We start from the raw sequence: 15,069 nt of genomic DNA, 5'->3' as shown, positions 1-15,069 counted from the left end.
ACCTGTTTGCAACGACTGACTTTTATTACGGCTGGGCAATCACCCCGGCAGGACATGATCGACGAAATCCTCGCCCATCTGCCCGAAGATGTCGAGATTGTCGAGCGGGGCGCGCTTGACGATCTTAGTCCCCCAGAAATCATGGAGTTGGAACCACGACCCGACGAAGCTGGAATTGCCACCACGCTCAGGGACGGGTCCATCGTCGCCATCTCCGAAAGCTGGCTGCGGCAGAAAATACTAGAGATGTGTGAAGGGCGCGGCAAGACGGTCAATGATCTCACCGTGATTGCCTCCACCGGAGTATTCGATCTTGGCACCACCAATCCGTATGTTATCCATGCACAGAACGCCCTCGATAAATTCACGGAATCGATCCTGATCGCAGGGCAGAAGGTCGGCCAGATACGCCCATTGAAAGGTCAACTCACCCGGGGCAAGGAAATCCGGGATTCCCGCGTCAAATCGGTCTACGCCCCCGCCTATAATCAGGACGCCCTGCTCCACGCGGCGAAGGAACTTCAGGATCAGGACATGATTGTCCTCAACTCCATGGGGTATGACCAGCAAGTGATTGATCTCGTCCGGGACGCCTCTGGCCGGCCCGTGGTGCAAATGAGGCGGATCATTGCTGGCACCGTCGCCAAGATGATCAAGCAAAGCCGCAATACCTCAAGCGGGGCAGACCTTCTGGAGGGAAGCGCGCTCAGCCTGCGCCTTGAAAAACTGACCAAGCGGGAGCATGAAGTGTTCGAGTTACTGATCAAGGGTTTCGCCAACAAGGAGATTGCGGCAGAACTCGGCATCAGCCCCCGCACGGTCGAAATCCATCGCGCCCGCATGCTCGCAAAAATGGGGGTATCCACGGGCGGCGAGTTGATGCGACTGATCGTCCGAAATATCTCGAACGCGCGGATTTAGGGAAGCTCAGGCCGTCTGGCGTTGTAAGTCCGGATCATACAGAACGCAGCGCACTTCTCGCCCGTTCTCCACGGTGAAATTCGGGACCGGTGCGACATCGCAGACCCCGGCTATCGCCTTTTCGCAGCGGTTGTTGAAAAAGCACCCTTTCGGCAGGTCGAGCGGGCTCGGGATATCGCCCACCAACGGCTTGCCCCGCCGGGGCTGGCCCGGTTCGGGCAGCGGCACCGCCTCCAGCAGGGCCTTTGTATAGGGATGCTTGGGGTTGTTGAAGATTTCCTCCGTCTCCCCCTGCTCCACGATCTGGCCCAAATACATCACCGCGATACGGTTGCAGACATAACGGATCACCGCGAGGTTATGGGAGATGAACAGATATGTGAGATCGAGTTCCTTCTGGATCGACTTCAGGAATTCGAGGATTTGCGCCTGCACCGACACGTCAAGCGCCGACGTCGGCTCGTCCAGCACCAGAAGCTCCGGGTTGAGCGCAATAGCGCGGGCGATGCAGACGCGCTGTTTCTGACCGCCGGAAAGCTCATGCGGATAGCGATAAAGGAACTGCTTTTGCAGGCCGACAATCTCCAAGAGCGAGCCGACTTTCTCCCGCAGAGGCGCACCGCGAAGTTTAGTATGCAGGATCAAGGGCTCCGCGACCGAGCGCATGATCGTCATGCGCGGGTTGAGCGCCGAATGAGGATCCTGAAACACCATCTGCGCCCGTCGGCGGAGGATTTTCTCATCCGCTGCTTTCAGATGCGTGATATCCTGTCCGTCGAGGATGACATTGCCGCCAGACGATTTGTTGAGATGCAGGATCGTCCGCCCCACAGTGGACTTGCCAGACCCGGATTCGCCCACCAAGCCCAGCGCATCGCCTTTCTCAATATGAAGATTAACGTGGTTTACCGCCGTCAAAAGGGCCTTCTTGCCACCGGATTTAACCGGAAAATTTACCGTAAGATCGCGGGTTTCAAGCATCCTCAAATCCTTCCTCATAGAGGTGGCAGAGCACAGTCCTGTCATGCGCCGCGTTGTTCCGGTCCGGGGGTGGCGTACCGCAGATATCCATCGCCTTCGTGCAGCGTTCCTGAAACCGGCAGCCCGCCGGCGGGGTCAGAAGGTTGGGCAGGAAACCCGGAATGCCGTAGAGTTCCTCCGGCGGTTTTCCCGGATGCGGAATGGATTTCAAAAGACCTTCCGTATAGGGATGCTTGGGCCGCCCGAACACCTCCTCGATCGTGCCATATTCGACCACCTGCCCCGCATACATCACCGCGACATTATCGCAGACTTTCGCGACCACACCGAGATCATGAGTAATGATGATGACGGAAAGGCCCATATCTTCCACCAGCTCGGCGATGAGATCGAGGATTTGCGCCTGGATCGTCACATCGAGCGCGGTCGTCGGCTCATCCGCGATCAGCAATTTTGGCGAGCCCGAGAGCGCCATGGCGATCAGCACGCGCTGCCGCATCCCGCCCGACAGCTCATGCGGATAACGGTCGATCTGACTTTCCGGGTTTGGCAGATGCACCTTGCGGAGCATCTCGATGGCATGGGCCCGGGCTTCCTTTTTGTTCTTGCGGGCGTGCCTGCCCAGCGCCTTCTGATGGGCAAGGATCACATCAATCATCTGTGTGCCAATGGTGAACACCGGGTTGAGATAGGTCATCGGATCCTGAAAGATCATCGCAATCTCGATCCCTCGGATTTTCCGCATCTCGGCCGGCGTGACCTTCAGCATATCCAAGCCGTTATAGAGGATCTCGCCAGAGATCACTTCGGCGGGCGGCGATGGCAACAGGCCGAGCACATTGCGCACCGTCACCGATTTGCCGCAGCCCGTCTCCCCCACGATGCCGAGGGACTGGCCCTTCCCGACCGCGAGATTAACCCCGTCGAGCGCATGATAAACGCCGTCAAACGTATTGAAATTCAAGCGATAATCGCGAATCTCCAAAACCGGAAGTTCCGTCATTATTCTCTCCCCTTTGGATCAAGGATATCGCGCAGGCCATCGCCCAGCAGGTTAAAGCCAAGCACCGTCAGAAAAATCGCAAGGCCCGGGAAGAAAGAATACCACCACCAATCTGGCAGATAGTTCCGCCCGACGCTGATCATCGCCCCCCATTCGGGAAATGGTGGCTGTGCGCCAAGGCCAAGGAAACCAAGGCTGGCCGCATAAAGAATGGCCATACCCATATCCATGCTGACCTTCACGATAATCGGCGACAGGCAGTTGGGCAGGATATGCACAAAAACAATCCGCATCTTGCTCGCCCCCATGGAGCGGGCAGCATCCACATAGATCGCGCTTTTTAACGAGAGTGTTTTCGCCTGCACCAACCGGACATAGCCTGGCCACCAGACCAGCGAGATGGCGAGCATGGCATTTCCGATCCCCGGCCCCAGCACGCCGACGATCGCAATGGCGAGGATCAGCCCGGGGATAGAGAGGAAAATATCGGTGATGCGCATGATACTTTCTTCGACCCAACCACCAACATAGCCCGCAATAATCCCGAGTGGCACGCCGATCAGCATCGAAATGCCGGTGATGATCAGACCGATTTGGAGCGAGACACGAGCGCCGACGACGACGCGGGTGAAGACGTCATTGCCGACCTCATCAGTACCGAACCAGTGTTTTTCGCTCGGCGGCTGTAGCTTTTGTTCGATATGCGTCGCGCCGAGGGCGTCTTCGGGATAGGGCACAATGGAGGGACCAAAAATCACCAGGAACATAAACCCGACAATAATGAACAGGCCGATCATTGCCGCGCCGTTATTGCGAAACGTCCGGGCATAGAGCCGCATTGTGCGAATGGAACTGGCGTGCCGTTCGCGGAACGTCGGCTCGGCGGGGTTTTCTAGAATATCTGTCATCTGCCCTGCCCCTATGCCCGGCCGCGTACGCGAGGGTCGAGTACACCGTAAATAATATCAATAAGAAAATTGGTCAGCATGAACCAGGCCCCAAGGATCAGCGTTACTGCCATCACCGGCTCAAAATCCGAGGCGGTGACCGCCTGCAGCGCATAAAGCCCGACGCCGGGCCAGTCAAAAACGCTTTCGATCAGGACCGTGCCGCCCAGCATCCAACCGAAACGCAGGCCGATAATCGCCAACGTCGGCAGCATCGCGTTTTTAAGCGCATAGACCGCGATCATGCGAAACTTCGAGATTCCTTGCGCGCGGGCGTTGGTCACATAATCGAGACTAAGTGTCTCTATCATCTCCGCGCGGTTGACCCGGACGATGGAGGCCAGCGCCGGAAAGCTCAAGGCAACCGCAGGCAACACAAGATAGTTCAGCGCCTCGAAGAAAACACCGAAGCGAAGCGTCAGCAGCGCGTCGATCGTATACATGCCGGTGATCGTCGTCGGCGGATCGGTCATCAGGTCCAGACGTCCCCCTAGAGGAAACCATCCGAGCTTAAGGCCGAAATATAATTGCAGCATCAGACCAAGCCAGAACATCGGCAACCCGACACCGGAGGAGGAAATAATACGAACAAGATTATCCACCCAGCCGTTCTGCTTGACAGCGGAGATGACACCCATGGGAATGCCAAGAACGATCGCGAACAGGATCGAATAGATCACCAGTTCCAGCGTCGCCGGGAAGTAAACCATCAAGTCCTGTGCCACCGGCCGCGTGGTATAGACGGAGCGGCCGAGGTTCCCCTCGAAAATGCCCCCAACATAGATAAAGAACTGTTCCACCAGCGGCTTGTCGAAGCCGTATTCTTCCCGGACCTGGTCGATCATCTCCTGCGTGGCATCCGGTCCAGCCGCAAGGGCAGCGGGATCACCGGGCGCTATATGGGAGATGGAGAAGGTGATCACCAGCAATCCCAACAGCATGCCCAGCATCAGGATACTGCGCTTGCCAATCATCTGCAGCATAACATCTCCTATGGATTGAAGGGTTCTGCCGGATCAGTATAGACCCGGCAGAACAGTTTCGACGTTATTTTCCGATACCGAGGCCGTAATAATCAACCTCAGACGTCATCCGGACCGGAGTATAGGAGAAACCCGTCACATAATCGCGGTAGGCGATGAGACGCTTACGCATCATGCCGAAGATTTCCGGCTGATCCTCAACGATCATTTTCTGGATTTCCGCATACATCGGGGCGCGTTCTTCCCAATCAGTGGTGTAGCGGGCCTTCTCGATCAGTTCCGTAACCTTCGGATTGTCGTAGAAATGCGAGCCATAGTATTTACCCCAGGATTCGGGGTGATACTGATAGGCCACTGCATCCGGGTCGGTAGAAACCGGCGTTGCAAAAATCGCCATCATGTCTGCCGATGTTTCCGGCTTCGATCCACGGGCAACCAGGTTCGGCCAGGTCAGCGGCACCATTTTCACGGTGATATTGAGCGGCTTCAGATTATCGATCAGCACGAGACCCATCAAACGCTCAATCTCGAGACCCTGAACATAGACGTATTCAAGTTCAATTCCGCCTTCAGGCCACTGGGATTTCGCCAGATATTCCTTGGCTTTTTCCATGTCATGGCGCGCAATGCCCGGCACCTCGATCTTGCCCTTGATATCATCGGTAAAGGGGCTCGTCTGCAGAACCGCCTTGCCGTTGAAGATAGCAATCAACGCATCATAATCGAAGGCATAGGCCACCGCTTTGCGCAGGTTTTTGTCGGACATATATTTGCCCTTGGTGTTGAACTTCAGGCCAAACGCAGTCAGGGCTGGCTCGGTCGAGGTTTTGATGCCCTTGGCTTTGGCCACCTGATCGAATTCATCAGGAGAAAGATCAAGCACGATATCCGCTTTGCCGGTCATCAGGGCCGCGCGCTGGGCGGAAGTTTCCCGCATCAGCTTGTAAACGATCCCCTCGATATTGGAACCGCCATCGCCTTTCCAGTAATCCTTGACCCGTTCCACCTCATAGAGCGTGCCCTGATCGAAGCGTTTCAGCTTGTAGGGGCCGCTTCCGGCTTCATTTTCGGTCATCCATTTCTGGCCATAGTCATCATCCTCAACATGAGCATTCACAACCGCCGGGTCCATGATGTACCACCAAGGCAGGAAGGACAGAAACGCCGCATAAGGCTTTTCAAGATTGAATTTTACAGTGTAGTCGTCAACCACCTCAATCCCTTCGGGCTTCAGGAAGTCGGACAGCATCCAGGCAGGACCCTTGTTAAGTTCCAGCGTCCGGGTGAAGCTGTATTTGATCGCTTCCGCGTTAACCGGATTACCGCTATGGAACTTGGCATCTTTGACCAGATTGAAGGTCCATGTCTTGCCATCTTCACTGGATTCCCAGCTCTCGGCGAGCCAGGGCTTCACCGTCGGCGGGGTGTCTTCATATTTTACCAGCGCATCATAAAGTGCCTGTTGCAGGCTGCGAATGGACGCGTTGTATTTAATGCTCGGGTCCAAGGTGGACACCGGCTGCCGACCGGCAATAACGAGAATCTTGCCCCCGTCCACGCGCTCAAAGGCAGTCGCCGGTTCCATCGCCGCGCCCAGGCTGGCAACGGCCAGTCCCGCAACGGCGCAGGCTTTCACCAGCCGGCCAAAACTACGTCTGCTTAAGTCTTTCATTCTTTCTTCCTCCAGGTTGAATTCTTGCACAGTATTCCCGTTATTATTATGGATCACGCGGGCGACGGCGTTCAGGCCGCAGCATCCTTCGATAGCGCCCGTTCGATATGCTTCATGAAAATCTGCCGAACGGTCAGCGTTGGCACGGCGGCGGCCTTTTCAACCTTCGCGGCCATCTCGCTGTCAAAGCCCATGCAGTTCATGATAATGACGTCGGTGTCGTTAAGCGCCTCGCCCACCGTCTCGAATTCACCGCCGCCATAGGGCGATACATGGGCGAAACGCGCCTCTTCAGGCTTGTCGAACAGGGACTCATTTTTCTCCATCTGCTCAGCCAGTGGGGAGATCATGCCTATCACGTCACCGCGCGCGCGGCTTTCGGCAATTTCGGTATTCAGTGTATCATAAGGTGAAAAGACGGGTAGCTTATGGCTCGCCTCAGTCAGCTTGCCCGAACACAGCATCAGGATTGCATCGAACTCATCCGCATCAATACGAGCGAACAGATCGGCAAGCCGAGCCTCAATCGCAGCGTGGGAGCAGACAACCTCCTCCCCATCGACCATACGACTTACCAGCCGTTCCTCCCCGTCCTTCGGGGCGAGCGCGGCCACTTCTTCCCGGGTCATGCCGTCAAGGGCGCCAAACTCGGTAATATCGTAAGTATCTTCGAAGCCGCGCATCATGTCCGGGGTAATATCAACCCGGGGCGCCTGTCCGATGGTTACCAGTGCCAGCCTTTTGCCTCGTATCTGTTCCATGCGTATTGACTCGCCCCCTGATTTTTCTGAAAATCGCTTTATCCAGTGTGAGAAGTTTGAACCTTGTGACAGTTTCGTTAAATACGTAAAAGCCCTTACACATGTTGGACGCCATGAATTCCGCGCGCCGGGGCGTATATAACAATGTTTTCCATGAAGGGTTAAAGATGGCACGGCTGCCGAGAATTGCTTTTGTCACCATCGGTCAGGCGCCGCGTCCGGACATCGTGCCACAGCTCATTCGGCAACTCGACACCCAGATCATTGTCGAGGAGTTCGGCGCCCTTGACGGGATCGACCCGGCCGAGTTTGACGGCCTTCCTCAGGCGCCCAACCAGATAACGCTGCATACGCGCTTCGCCAATGGGGAATACAAGATCGTCTCTGCGGATATTGTGGAGCGGCGGATTGCGGCACTCTGCGAGCGGCTGGACAAGGAAAATTACGATTTCATCGTTGTCGTCAGTACGGGCCTGCGCAATGAAATCACGACCAAGACCCCCTTGCTCAACGCGCAAACCATTGTAGAATCCTGGGTTCAATCCCTCACCATGGTGGGCTGCCGCGTCGGTATCATCTATTCCGTCGATCTGCAGGGAACCGAGAATATCTTCACCCATGGTTCAGCGATCCGCCAGTCGGTCAGCTATACCCTGCCCGGCCCGAGCGGGAATATCGACGACATAACGCGCAACCTCAAGAACTGCGACTTCATCGTCATGTACAGTATGGCCTATTCAGGGGAGATGGCCCGGAAAGTCAGCGCCCAGAGCGGAAAACCCGTTGCCACCGCACGCAATATCCTCAGTAGTTCCCTGCGGATGCAGCTCAACTCCATGACCGATACCCGTCCGCGCGAGAAGAAGAATCTCGCCGTGCGGATGGCGCAAGCCTATCCGCAGCTGACCCGCCGTGAACTTGAAGTTGCGGAGAATGTGGTCGCTGGCCTCTCCAACAAGGAAATCGCCCGTACCCTCGATATCAGCCATCGGACCGTGGAAATCCACCGCAGCCGGGTGATGAAAAAGCTCGGCGTTACCACAGTCTCAGGCCTCATCCGTCAGGTGCTGATGCTCTAGTCCACATTTCGCAGGTACGTAGTCACCCTCATATTCAACCTTCGCGCACGCGGTCTAAATTTCAGACTGGGATTTAGTAACAAAAAGAATATGAGACATGCTGAAACAAATCATTGATATTTTTGAACTTCTGGATGCACCATCGGCCAGTGGCGCTGTGGTGCGGGACTATCTCATAGAAACCGGGAAGGTCGAGTGCGAGATCAAGCGCGCCACTTCCGACAAGGGGGCGACGGACTTCATCCGCATTACTATCCCCGGCACAAACGGGCGCGCAGGCGGCGGAGATGCCCCGACATTCGGCATTATCGGTCGACTCGGCGGCATCGGCGCCCGCCCGGAACGGATCGGCTTTGTCTCTGACGGCGATGGTGCCCTCGCGGTGCTGGCAGCGGCAGCGAAACTTGGCAAGATGGCGGCGCAGGGCGATCGGGTGGCGGGCGATGTTATTATCACCACCCATATCTGCCCCAACGCCCCAACCCGACCGCACAAGCCGGTGCCATTTATGGATTCGCCCATCCCGATGGAAATCAAGAACGAGTGGGAAGTCTCCAAGGAGATGGACGCGATCCTCTCCGTTGATACGACCAAGGGCAACAAGATCCTCAATCACCGCGGCTTTGCAATCTCCCCGACCGTGAAGTCGGGCTATATCCTGAAGACCAGCGACGACCTGCTTGATCTCATGGCGCAGGTGACGGGCAAGATGCCGCATGTATTTGCACTCACCCAGCAGGACATCACCCCCTATGGGAACGGCCTCTATCACCTGAACAGCATTCTGCAGCCCTCCACCGCGACGGAAGCCCCGGTTGTTGGTGTCGCCATCACGACGGAAGTGCCGGTAGCAGGCTGTGCAACGGGTGCGACCCATCTCACCGATGTCGAGGCTGCGGCGCGCTTCACGCTGGAGGTTGCGAAAAGCTTCACCGAGGGCACGTGCGCCTTCTTCGACCAGGATGAATTCGCCGAAATCACAAAGCTTTATGGCCCGATGGATCATTTCCAAGGGAATGGAAAAGGTACCTCCTGAACCCCTGTTCCGCTGCAGCCAGCCGCGCCGATTGTTGCGCTTGACACTCCCTGCCGAAAGCCTTACAACGCCAAGGCTTTCGAGCAACACACCACATATTTAGAGGCCTGGTGGCGGAGTGGTGACGCAGCGGATTGCAAATCCGTGTACACCGGTTCGATTCCGGTCCAGGCCTCCAATTTTTCCCGAATTTTACGCTGAATATCTCACAGATGCGCGGCTTTCCGCGTCCTGATTGTGGTGCCGCCAGATGCGCTGCACCGCCGCAAGCCGAAGGCCGCCAAGCCCGGAAAATTACTACTTTCCCCGCCGCCTTCATTTGCCAAGCAGCACGATGTTGGGTAAGCTGCGCTGCAGTATTATTATTCAAGGGAGTTGTCATGAGACTGATTATCGCGCTTATCTTGCCGTTTCTGGTTTTCTTCACCATTGGCAAGCCGTTTCAGGGGATTATCTGTCTGATCCTGCAAATCACATTGATCGGCTGGATTCCCGCTGCGATCTGGGCTGTCTATGCGCTGAGCCAGTATAATACGGACAAGAAAATCTCCGCCGCGCACGGACAGGATTAACGCTGGCCTACTCTCAGACCGGATATAGGCAAATTTTTTGCCGATTTGGTAAATCAAGGCTTGGCAGGGGTAATCGCAATTGCTATAAGCCGCCAACCCGATATAATTCGGGCCCTGATCCCCGATAGCTCAGTTGGTAGAGCAGCTGACTGTTAATCAGCCTGTCGCAGGTTCGAGTCCTGCTCGGGGAGCCAATTCAAAAGCCTTCGGAAGAAATTCCGGAGGCTTTTTTTGTGTTGAGGCTGGCCGCCACCATCTCCAGCATAACCTCAGCGGCGGGAGTTAGCTGCCAGTTGCGGCGGGTGATAATTCCGACGGGACGCGGGATATTTGGTTTTGTAAGCGGGATCGCAACAAGGCCGTCCATCTGCACCGCAGTCAGGTAAGAGGAGAGAATAACGCCAAGCCCCGCCCCCGCCACGACCAGCGCCGCCGCCGTCTGCACGAGCGCCGGCTCCATAATCGGATTAAGCGTTATCCCGGTGCCCATAAGGGCGGCATCGATGCTCTGGCGAACACCCGTGTCCGCCGAGAGGACGACGATCTCTTCCCCGTCAATCTCCTGCCAGTGAAGGCTTTTCCTGCCTGCGAGCGGATGGTCCTTCTTGGCAAGCAGCATAATCTCGTCATCATAGATTTTCTGAAATGAGAGATTCTCCATCTCCGGTGGCTCGGACCCGACACCGAAATCGGCAATGCCGGCGCGCACTGTATCGACAACCGTTCCCCATATCCCATCGACAACCTGCACCTTCACCTTCGGATATTGCCGGTGGTATGCCACCAGGATCGGTGGAAGCTGGTTCGCCGCGACTGAGGGGAAGGCCGCGACGGTCACCTTACCCGCCTGAAGATCGGAGAGGTCCTTCATATGTCGGACGGCAGACTCAAGGTCACTCACCGCATTTTCGGCAAGCGGCAGAAAGGTCTTGCCCATCTCGGTCAGGGCGACCTGCCGTGTGCTGCGCGTGATCAACTTGACGTTCAGCCTTTCTTCCAACTGCCGGATCAGCAGCGAGAGCGACGGCTGGGTGATATGAATTTCCTCTGCCGCGCGGGTGAAATGCAGATGCCGCGCCACCGCGACAAAGGCCTGAAAATGCCGATACATCCCACCTCCTATATTTATACAGAATTCATATCAATAAGCATGAAATTATTATTTATCATATTAATAGAAGCGATGTAGTCTTTTTGTTGCAAGCGATATGAGGGAACTATGACAATAATAAAAAAAACAATGCTGCTTGCCGGGAAAGAGATGCAGGGAGCGGGAGGAATACTCGCTGTAACGAACCCGGCGGACGGTTCCCTCATTACCGAGATCAGGATGGCATCGACCGAACAGGTTGACCTTGCCGTCACTCAGGCGATGGCGGCACTTTCAAAAAATAACTGGTTTGCCCGCCCGCCCCATGAACGGGCCAGCGTCCTGTTCAAGGCCGCCGAGTTAATGCTGGAACGCAAAGAGACACTCGCCGGATTGCAGACATCCGAGAATGGCAAAACACTGAAAGAATCTCTAGGGCAGGTAAGCGCGGCGGCGGGGATTGTCCGTTATTTCGCCTCCGTCTGCGAAACGGTGGAGGCAGAGGCCCCGCCCCCCCGCGGCCCGTATCTCTCCGTTACGACCCATGAACCCTTGGGCGTCGTCGCGGCGATTACGCCGTGGAATTCCCCCCTCACTATGGCGGCGCAAAAAATTGCCCCGGCGCTGGCGGCCGGCAATGCCGTCATTCTGAAACCGTCGGAACTCACAACATTGGTTTCTATCGAGCTTGCCCGCGCCTTTATCGATGCAGGTCTGCCAGAGGGGCTTTTAAGCGTGCTCCCCGGTGATCACACGATTGGCGAAGCGATTATCAATCACCCCGATCTCGCCATGGTCTCCTTCACCGGTGGCACCAATGCGGGCCGCGCGATTGCCGAAGCAGTAGCGGGCCGCTTTATCCCGACCATATTGGAGCTTGGTGGCAAATCGCCGACCATTGTCTTCGCCGATGCCGATCTCGACAAGGCCGCTGCCGATGTTTCTTCGGCCATATTCGGCTCCGGCGGGCAGTCCTGCGTTGCCGGGTCCCGCCTCTTCGTCGAGCAAAGCATCTATGATGAGTTTATGGACCGTCTCGTCGCGGTCTCGAAAAAACTGAAAGTCGGGCCGCCGCTCGATGAGGAGAGCAATATCGGCCCCATGGCGTCAGACACGCAGCGATCGCGGATCGAAAGATATGTGGAGATAGCAAAAAAAGACGGCGGACGAGTTGTCCTGGGCGGCACGCGCCCTGATGGACCAGAATATAGCGACGGTGCCTATTACCTGCCAACAATCATTGATGGGTTGGATCATAGCTCCCCCGTTTGTCAGGAGGAAATCTTCGGCAGCGTCCTCGTCGTCCTGCCCTTCACGTCAGAAGAGAATCTCATTGAACAGGCGAACGATACAGTCTTCGGTCTCGCCTGCGGGATCTGGAGCCAGGATCTCACGAAAGCCTGGCGGGTGGCGGGTGAGATCAAGGCGGGAACTATCTGGATCAATACCTATAAGCAGCTCAGCATCGCTTCGCCCTTCGGTGGCTATAAAGAAAGTGGTCTTGGGCGAGAGAAAGGCATTCAAGGCCTCCGCGCCTATCAGCAGACCAAGAGCATCTATCTTGGTGGCCTCGGAACTTAAGACAAACACCCGACGATAAGGAAACAAGATGACGGACAACAACGCACTCGGATTTGTCGGCCTTGGGGTCATGGGCGAGCCCATGTGCCGCAATATGACGAAAGCAGACCTCGGCACCATGACCGTGTTCGATATCTCCGAGGGGCCTGTCGCGCGGCTGGAAGCAGATGGCGCAACCCGAGCGCCATCCTTGGCGGAGCTTGCGAAATCTGCCGATATCATTTTCCTCTCCCTCCCCGGCGGAACGGAGGTGGAAAAAATCATTCTGGGGCCAGACGGCCTTCTTGAGAATGGGAGCAAAGGCCAGATCATCGTCGATATGAGCACCTGCCCTGTTGCCATCGCGCGAAAGGTGGCGGCCGCCCTCGAAGAAAAGGGTATGATTTTTGCCGATGCACCGGTCGCCCGTACCCGGCAGGCCGCCATCGACGGCACCTTGAGCATTATGGTCGGCAGCGATGAGGATACCTTCGAGACAATCCAACCCTATCTCGCCACCGCCGCAACCGATATCACCCATTGCGGCGGTGTGGGGACGGGTCAGGTGGTCAAGCTCCTGAACAATATGCTGCTGATCCAGTCCGTCGTCGCGCTCGGCGAGGCGCTGACCATCGGGGAGCGCGCAGGAGTGGACCGCGAACTGCTGGTCGAGACGCTCTCGAAAGGATCTGCGGACAGCTTCGCGCTCCGCAACCATGTAAAGAAGGCGATGCTGCCGCGCACCTTCCCGGTTGGCGCGTTTGGCACGGATTATGCCACCAAGGATATTACCTATGCGCTTGAACTGGCGGCAGATGCAGGCATCAAATCACCCGCCGGAGAGCTTGCGAAAGAAATGCTGGAAAAAACAAGCGCGGCCGGATACGGCGCGGAATATTTCCCGGTGCTGCTGAAAATGATTGAAGGGGAAAGATAATGGCGGACAGCCAATATGATGTCGTGGTTGTGGGCGCGGGAAACGCCGCCCTTTGCGCCGCGCTAAGCGCCGAAGAAAACGGTGCACGCGTGCTCGTCCTGGAATGCGCTCCAGAGGACGTGAGCGGCGGCAACTCGCGCTTTACCGCCGGCGCAATCCGCTTCGCCTATAACGGCCTTGAGGATTTACAGGCCGTGATGCCAGACCTCACGGAAAACGAGATCGCCACCACCGATTTCGGCACCTATACCGAAGATCAGTTCTTCGATGATATGTTCCGCGTGACGCAGCACCGCACCGACCCGGACCTTTGCGAAACCCTTGTACGGCAAAGCTTTTCCACCATCCGCTGGATGCGCGAGAAGGGCGTGCGCTTCGTACCGATCTACGGGCGGCAGGCGTTCAAGGTGGACGGGAAGTTCAAATTCTGGGGCGGGCTTACCGTGGAGGCCTGGGGCGGCGGTCCTGGCCTGGTGGAGGCACTGATAAGCTCTGCAAAAAAACGCGGCATCGATGTCTGGTATGAGGCGCGCGCACTGGAACTGCTCACCGATGGCGCGGGCGTCACCGGCGTGAAAATACGCCGCAACGGCAAGATCGAGGAGGTTTCCGCAAAATCCGTTATCCTTGCCGCTGGTGGTTTTCAGGCGAATACCGAAATGCGCACGCGGTATCTCGGGCCGAACTGGGATCTCGCAAAAGTTCGCGGCACCCCCTATAACACCGGCGACGGCATTCGCATGGCAATGGACATCGGCGCCAGCAGCGCCGGCAACTGGTCCGGTTGTCATGCTGTCGGATGGGAACGGAACGCGCCGGAGTTTGGCGACCTTGCCGTCGGTGACGGATTCCAGAAACATTCCTACCCTTTTGGTATTATCGTGAATGCAAAGGGGGAGCGGTTCGTTGATGAGGGGGCGGATTTCCGCAACTACACTTACGCAAAATATGGCCGCGAAGTGCTGGCTCAGCCCGGTCATTTTGCCTGGCAGATTTTCGATCAGAAAACGCTCCATCTCCTGCGCGATGAATACCGCATTCGGGAGGTGACCAAAGTCACCGCCGACACAATTGAGGACCTTGCCCAAAAACTGGAAGGCGTTGACCCGGAAGGTTTTATTGCAACGGTGAAGGCCTATAACGACGCCGTCCAGACCGATATTCCCTTTAATCCAAATGTGAAAGATGGTCGCGCAACGAAAGGCCTCGCGCTGCCCAAAAGCAATTGGGCCAACCAGCTGACCGAGGGGCCATTCGAAGCCTATGCCATCACCTGCGGGATTACGTTCACCTTCGGCGGCCTCCGCATCGATACGGCGGCAAAGGTCCAGAGCACGGACTATCACCCCATTCCCGGCCTGTTCGCGGCAGGGGAACTTGTTGGCGGGATATTCTATAACAACTATCCCGGCGGCACCGGCCTGATGAACGGCGCCGTTTTCGGCAAGATCGCGGGCAAATCCGCAGCGGAATATGTGAGCGGGAAAGCGTGAGTTGACGGCGTCAAACGCCTGTGGTTGAGTGGCA

General features: G+C 56.6%; 14 protein-coding genes and 2 tRNA genes. 9 read left to right on the top strand and 7 right to left on the bottom strand.

The annotated features are described in order from the left end of the window. The first annotated feature begins 6 nt into the window (after window positions 1–6). A complete protein-coding gene (locus tag LKE13_RS09105; protein ID WP_227950419.1) occupies window positions 7–921 on the top strand; it encodes an AroM family protein in 915 nt (304 codons plus the stop codon). A gap of 6 nt (window positions 922–927) precedes the next feature. Here the strand turns inward: LKE13_RS09105 and LKE13_RS09100 are convergent, their stop codons facing one another. From LKE13_RS09100 to LKE13_RS09075, 6 genes are all read right to left on the bottom strand, one after another. Next, window positions 928–1,902: an ABC transporter ATP-binding protein gene (locus LKE13_RS09100; protein ID WP_227950417.1), complete on the bottom strand. Its 975-nt coding sequence runs from the start codon at window positions 1,900–1,902 to the stop codon at window positions 928–930. After that, the gene (locus LKE13_RS09095; protein WP_227950415.1) at window positions 1,895–2,905 is read right to left on the bottom strand and encodes an ABC transporter ATP-binding protein; all 1,011 of its coding nucleotides are present in this window, start codon (window positions 2,903–2,905) and stop codon (window positions 1,895–1,897) included. The genes LKE13_RS09100 and LKE13_RS09095 overlap by 8 nt, the downstream gene beginning before the upstream one ends. Beyond that, window positions 2,905–3,813 carry a nickel transporter permease gene (gene nikC / locus LKE13_RS09090; RefSeq protein ID WP_227950412.1) on the bottom strand — a complete coding sequence of 303 codons (909 nt, stop codon included), beginning with the start codon at window positions 3,811–3,813 and terminating at the stop codon, window positions 2,905–2,907. The genes LKE13_RS09095 and nikC overlap by 1 nt, the downstream gene beginning before the upstream one ends. 11 nt (window positions 3,814–3,824) lie before the next feature. After that, a complete protein-coding gene (locus LKE13_RS09085) occupies window positions 3,825–4,835 on the bottom strand; it encodes an ABC transporter permease (RefSeq protein WP_227950410.1) in 1,011 nt (336 codons plus the stop codon). Window positions 4,836–4,899: 64 nt separating this feature from the next. After that, window positions 4,900–6,507 carry an ABC transporter substrate-binding protein gene (locus LKE13_RS09080; RefSeq protein WP_227950408.1) on the bottom strand — a complete coding sequence of 536 codons (1,608 nt, stop codon included), beginning with the start codon at window positions 6,505–6,507 and terminating at the stop codon, window positions 4,900–4,902. 71 nt (window positions 6,508–6,578) lie between these two features. After that, complete coding sequence (locus LKE13_RS09075; protein WP_227950406.1) at window positions 6,579–7,268, bottom strand: AroM family protein; 690 nt, start codon at window positions 7,266–7,268, stop codon at window positions 6,579–6,581. 167 nt (window positions 7,269–7,435) lie between these two features. On the opposite strand from LKE13_RS09075, the gene LKE13_RS09070 reads away from it, so the two are divergent. The 5 genes from LKE13_RS09070 (at window position 7,436) to LKE13_RS09050 (ending at window position 10,149) form a co-directional block, all read left to right on the top strand. Continuing rightward, window positions 7,436–8,347 carry an AroM family protein gene (locus tag LKE13_RS09070; protein WP_227950404.1) on the top strand — a complete coding sequence of 304 codons (912 nt, stop codon included), beginning with the start codon at window positions 7,436–7,438 and terminating at the stop codon, window positions 8,345–8,347. 97 nt (window positions 8,348–8,444) lie between these two features. After that, entirely contained in the window at window positions 8,445–9,383 is a 939-nt protein-coding gene (locus tag LKE13_RS09065) for a DUF1177 domain-containing protein (protein ID WP_227950402.1), read from the top strand. A 104-nt stretch (window positions 9,384–9,487) separates the two neighbouring features. Then, a tRNA-Cys gene (locus tag LKE13_RS09060) sits at window positions 9,488–9,561 on the top strand. 202 nt (window positions 9,562–9,763) lie between these two features. Next, on the top strand, window positions 9,764–9,955 hold the full coding sequence (locus LKE13_RS18625; protein WP_265334821.1) for a YqaE/Pmp3 family membrane protein: 192 nt from the start codon (window positions 9,764–9,766) through the stop codon (window positions 9,953–9,955). Window positions 9,956–10,073: 118 nt separating this feature from the next. Next, window positions 10,074–10,149 (top strand) — tRNA-Asn (locus LKE13_RS09050). Window positions 10,150–10,151: 2 nt separating this feature from the next. Here the strand turns inward: LKE13_RS09050 and LKE13_RS09045 are convergent. Then, entirely contained in the window at window positions 10,152–11,066 is a 915-nt protein-coding gene (locus LKE13_RS09045; RefSeq protein WP_227950398.1) for a LysR family transcriptional regulator, read from the bottom strand. A 108-nt stretch (window positions 11,067–11,174) separates the two neighbouring features. Here LKE13_RS09045 and LKE13_RS09040 point away from each other — a divergent pair, with 108 nt between their 5' ends. The 3 genes from LKE13_RS09040 to tcuA are packed head-to-tail and all read left to right on the top strand — an operon-like array spanning window position 11,175 to window position 15,035. Beyond that, complete coding sequence (locus tag LKE13_RS09040; protein ID WP_227950395.1) at window positions 11,175–12,626, top strand: aldehyde dehydrogenase; 1,452 nt, start codon at window positions 11,175–11,177, stop codon at window positions 12,624–12,626. Between the two features lie 28 nt (window positions 12,627–12,654). Further along, window positions 12,655–13,542 carry an NAD(P)-dependent oxidoreductase gene (locus tag LKE13_RS09035; RefSeq protein ID WP_227950393.1) on the top strand — a complete coding sequence of 296 codons (888 nt, stop codon included), beginning with the start codon at window positions 12,655–12,657 and terminating at the stop codon, window positions 13,540–13,542. Continuing rightward, on the top strand, window positions 13,542–15,035 hold the full coding sequence (gene tcuA / locus LKE13_RS09030) for an FAD-dependent tricarballylate dehydrogenase TcuA (protein ID WP_227950391.1): 1,494 nt from the start codon (window positions 13,542–13,544) through the stop codon (window positions 15,033–15,035). The genes LKE13_RS09035 and tcuA overlap by 1 nt, the downstream gene beginning before the upstream one ends. Window positions 15,036–15,069 lie beyond the last annotated feature (34 nt).

The sequence above is a fragment of the Sneathiella sp. HT1-7 genome, from assembly GCF_020731145.1.
In the GTDB taxonomy this organism is placed as follows: Bacteria; Pseudomonadota; Alphaproteobacteria; order Sneathiellales; family Sneathiellaceae; genus Sneathiella.
The sequence above is the reverse complement of the archived record's forward strand: the minus strand, read 5'-3'. Positions and strand labels throughout refer to the sequence as shown.

Excerpts from the sequence above, each read along its gene's own strand:
- LKE13_RS09095 (WP_227950415.1), bottom strand. The coding sequence starts at position 2,905 with ATGACGGAACTTCCGGTTTTGGAGATTCGCGATTATCGCTTGAATTTC.
- LKE13_RS09045 (WP_227950398.1), bottom strand. The coding sequence starts at position 11,066 with ATGTATCGGCATTTTCAGGCCTTTGTCGCGGTGGCGCGGCATCTGCAT.
- LKE13_RS09100 (WP_227950417.1), bottom strand. The coding sequence starts at position 1,902 with ATGCTTGAAACCCGCGATCTTACGGTAAATTTTCCGGTTAAATCCGGT.
- LKE13_RS09080 (WP_227950408.1), bottom strand. The coding sequence starts at position 6,507 with ATGAAAGACTTAAGCAGACGTAGTTTTGGCCGGCTGGTGAAAGCCTGC.
- nikC (WP_227950412.1), bottom strand. The coding sequence starts at position 3,813 with ATGACAGATATTCTAGAAAACCCCGCCGAGCCGACGTTCCGCGAACGG.
- LKE13_RS09035 (WP_227950393.1), top strand. The coding sequence starts at position 12,655 with ATGACGGACAACAACGCACTCGGATTTGTCGGCCTTGGGGTCATGGGC.
- LKE13_RS09070 (WP_227950404.1), top strand. The coding sequence starts at position 7,436 with ATGGCACGGCTGCCGAGAATTGCTTTTGTCACCATCGGTCAGGCGCCG.
- LKE13_RS09040 (WP_227950395.1), top strand. The coding sequence starts at position 11,175 with ATGACAATAATAAAAAAAACAATGCTGCTTGCCGGGAAAGAGATGCAG.
- tcuA (WP_227950391.1), top strand. The coding sequence starts at position 13,542 with ATGGCGGACAGCCAATATGATGTCGTGGTTGTGGGCGCGGGAAACGCC.
- LKE13_RS09075 (WP_227950406.1), bottom strand. The coding sequence starts at position 7,268 with ATGGAACAGATACGAGGCAAAAGGCTGGCACTGGTAACCATCGGACAG.
- LKE13_RS09085 (WP_227950410.1), bottom strand. The coding sequence starts at position 4,835 with ATGCTGCAGATGATTGGCAAGCGCAGTATCCTGATGCTGGGCATGCTG.
- LKE13_RS09065 (WP_227950402.1), top strand. The coding sequence starts at position 8,445 with ATGCTGAAACAAATCATTGATATTTTTGAACTTCTGGATGCACCATCG.
- LKE13_RS18625 (WP_265334821.1), top strand. The coding sequence starts at position 9,764 with ATGAGACTGATTATCGCGCTTATCTTGCCGTTTCTGGTTTTCTTCACC.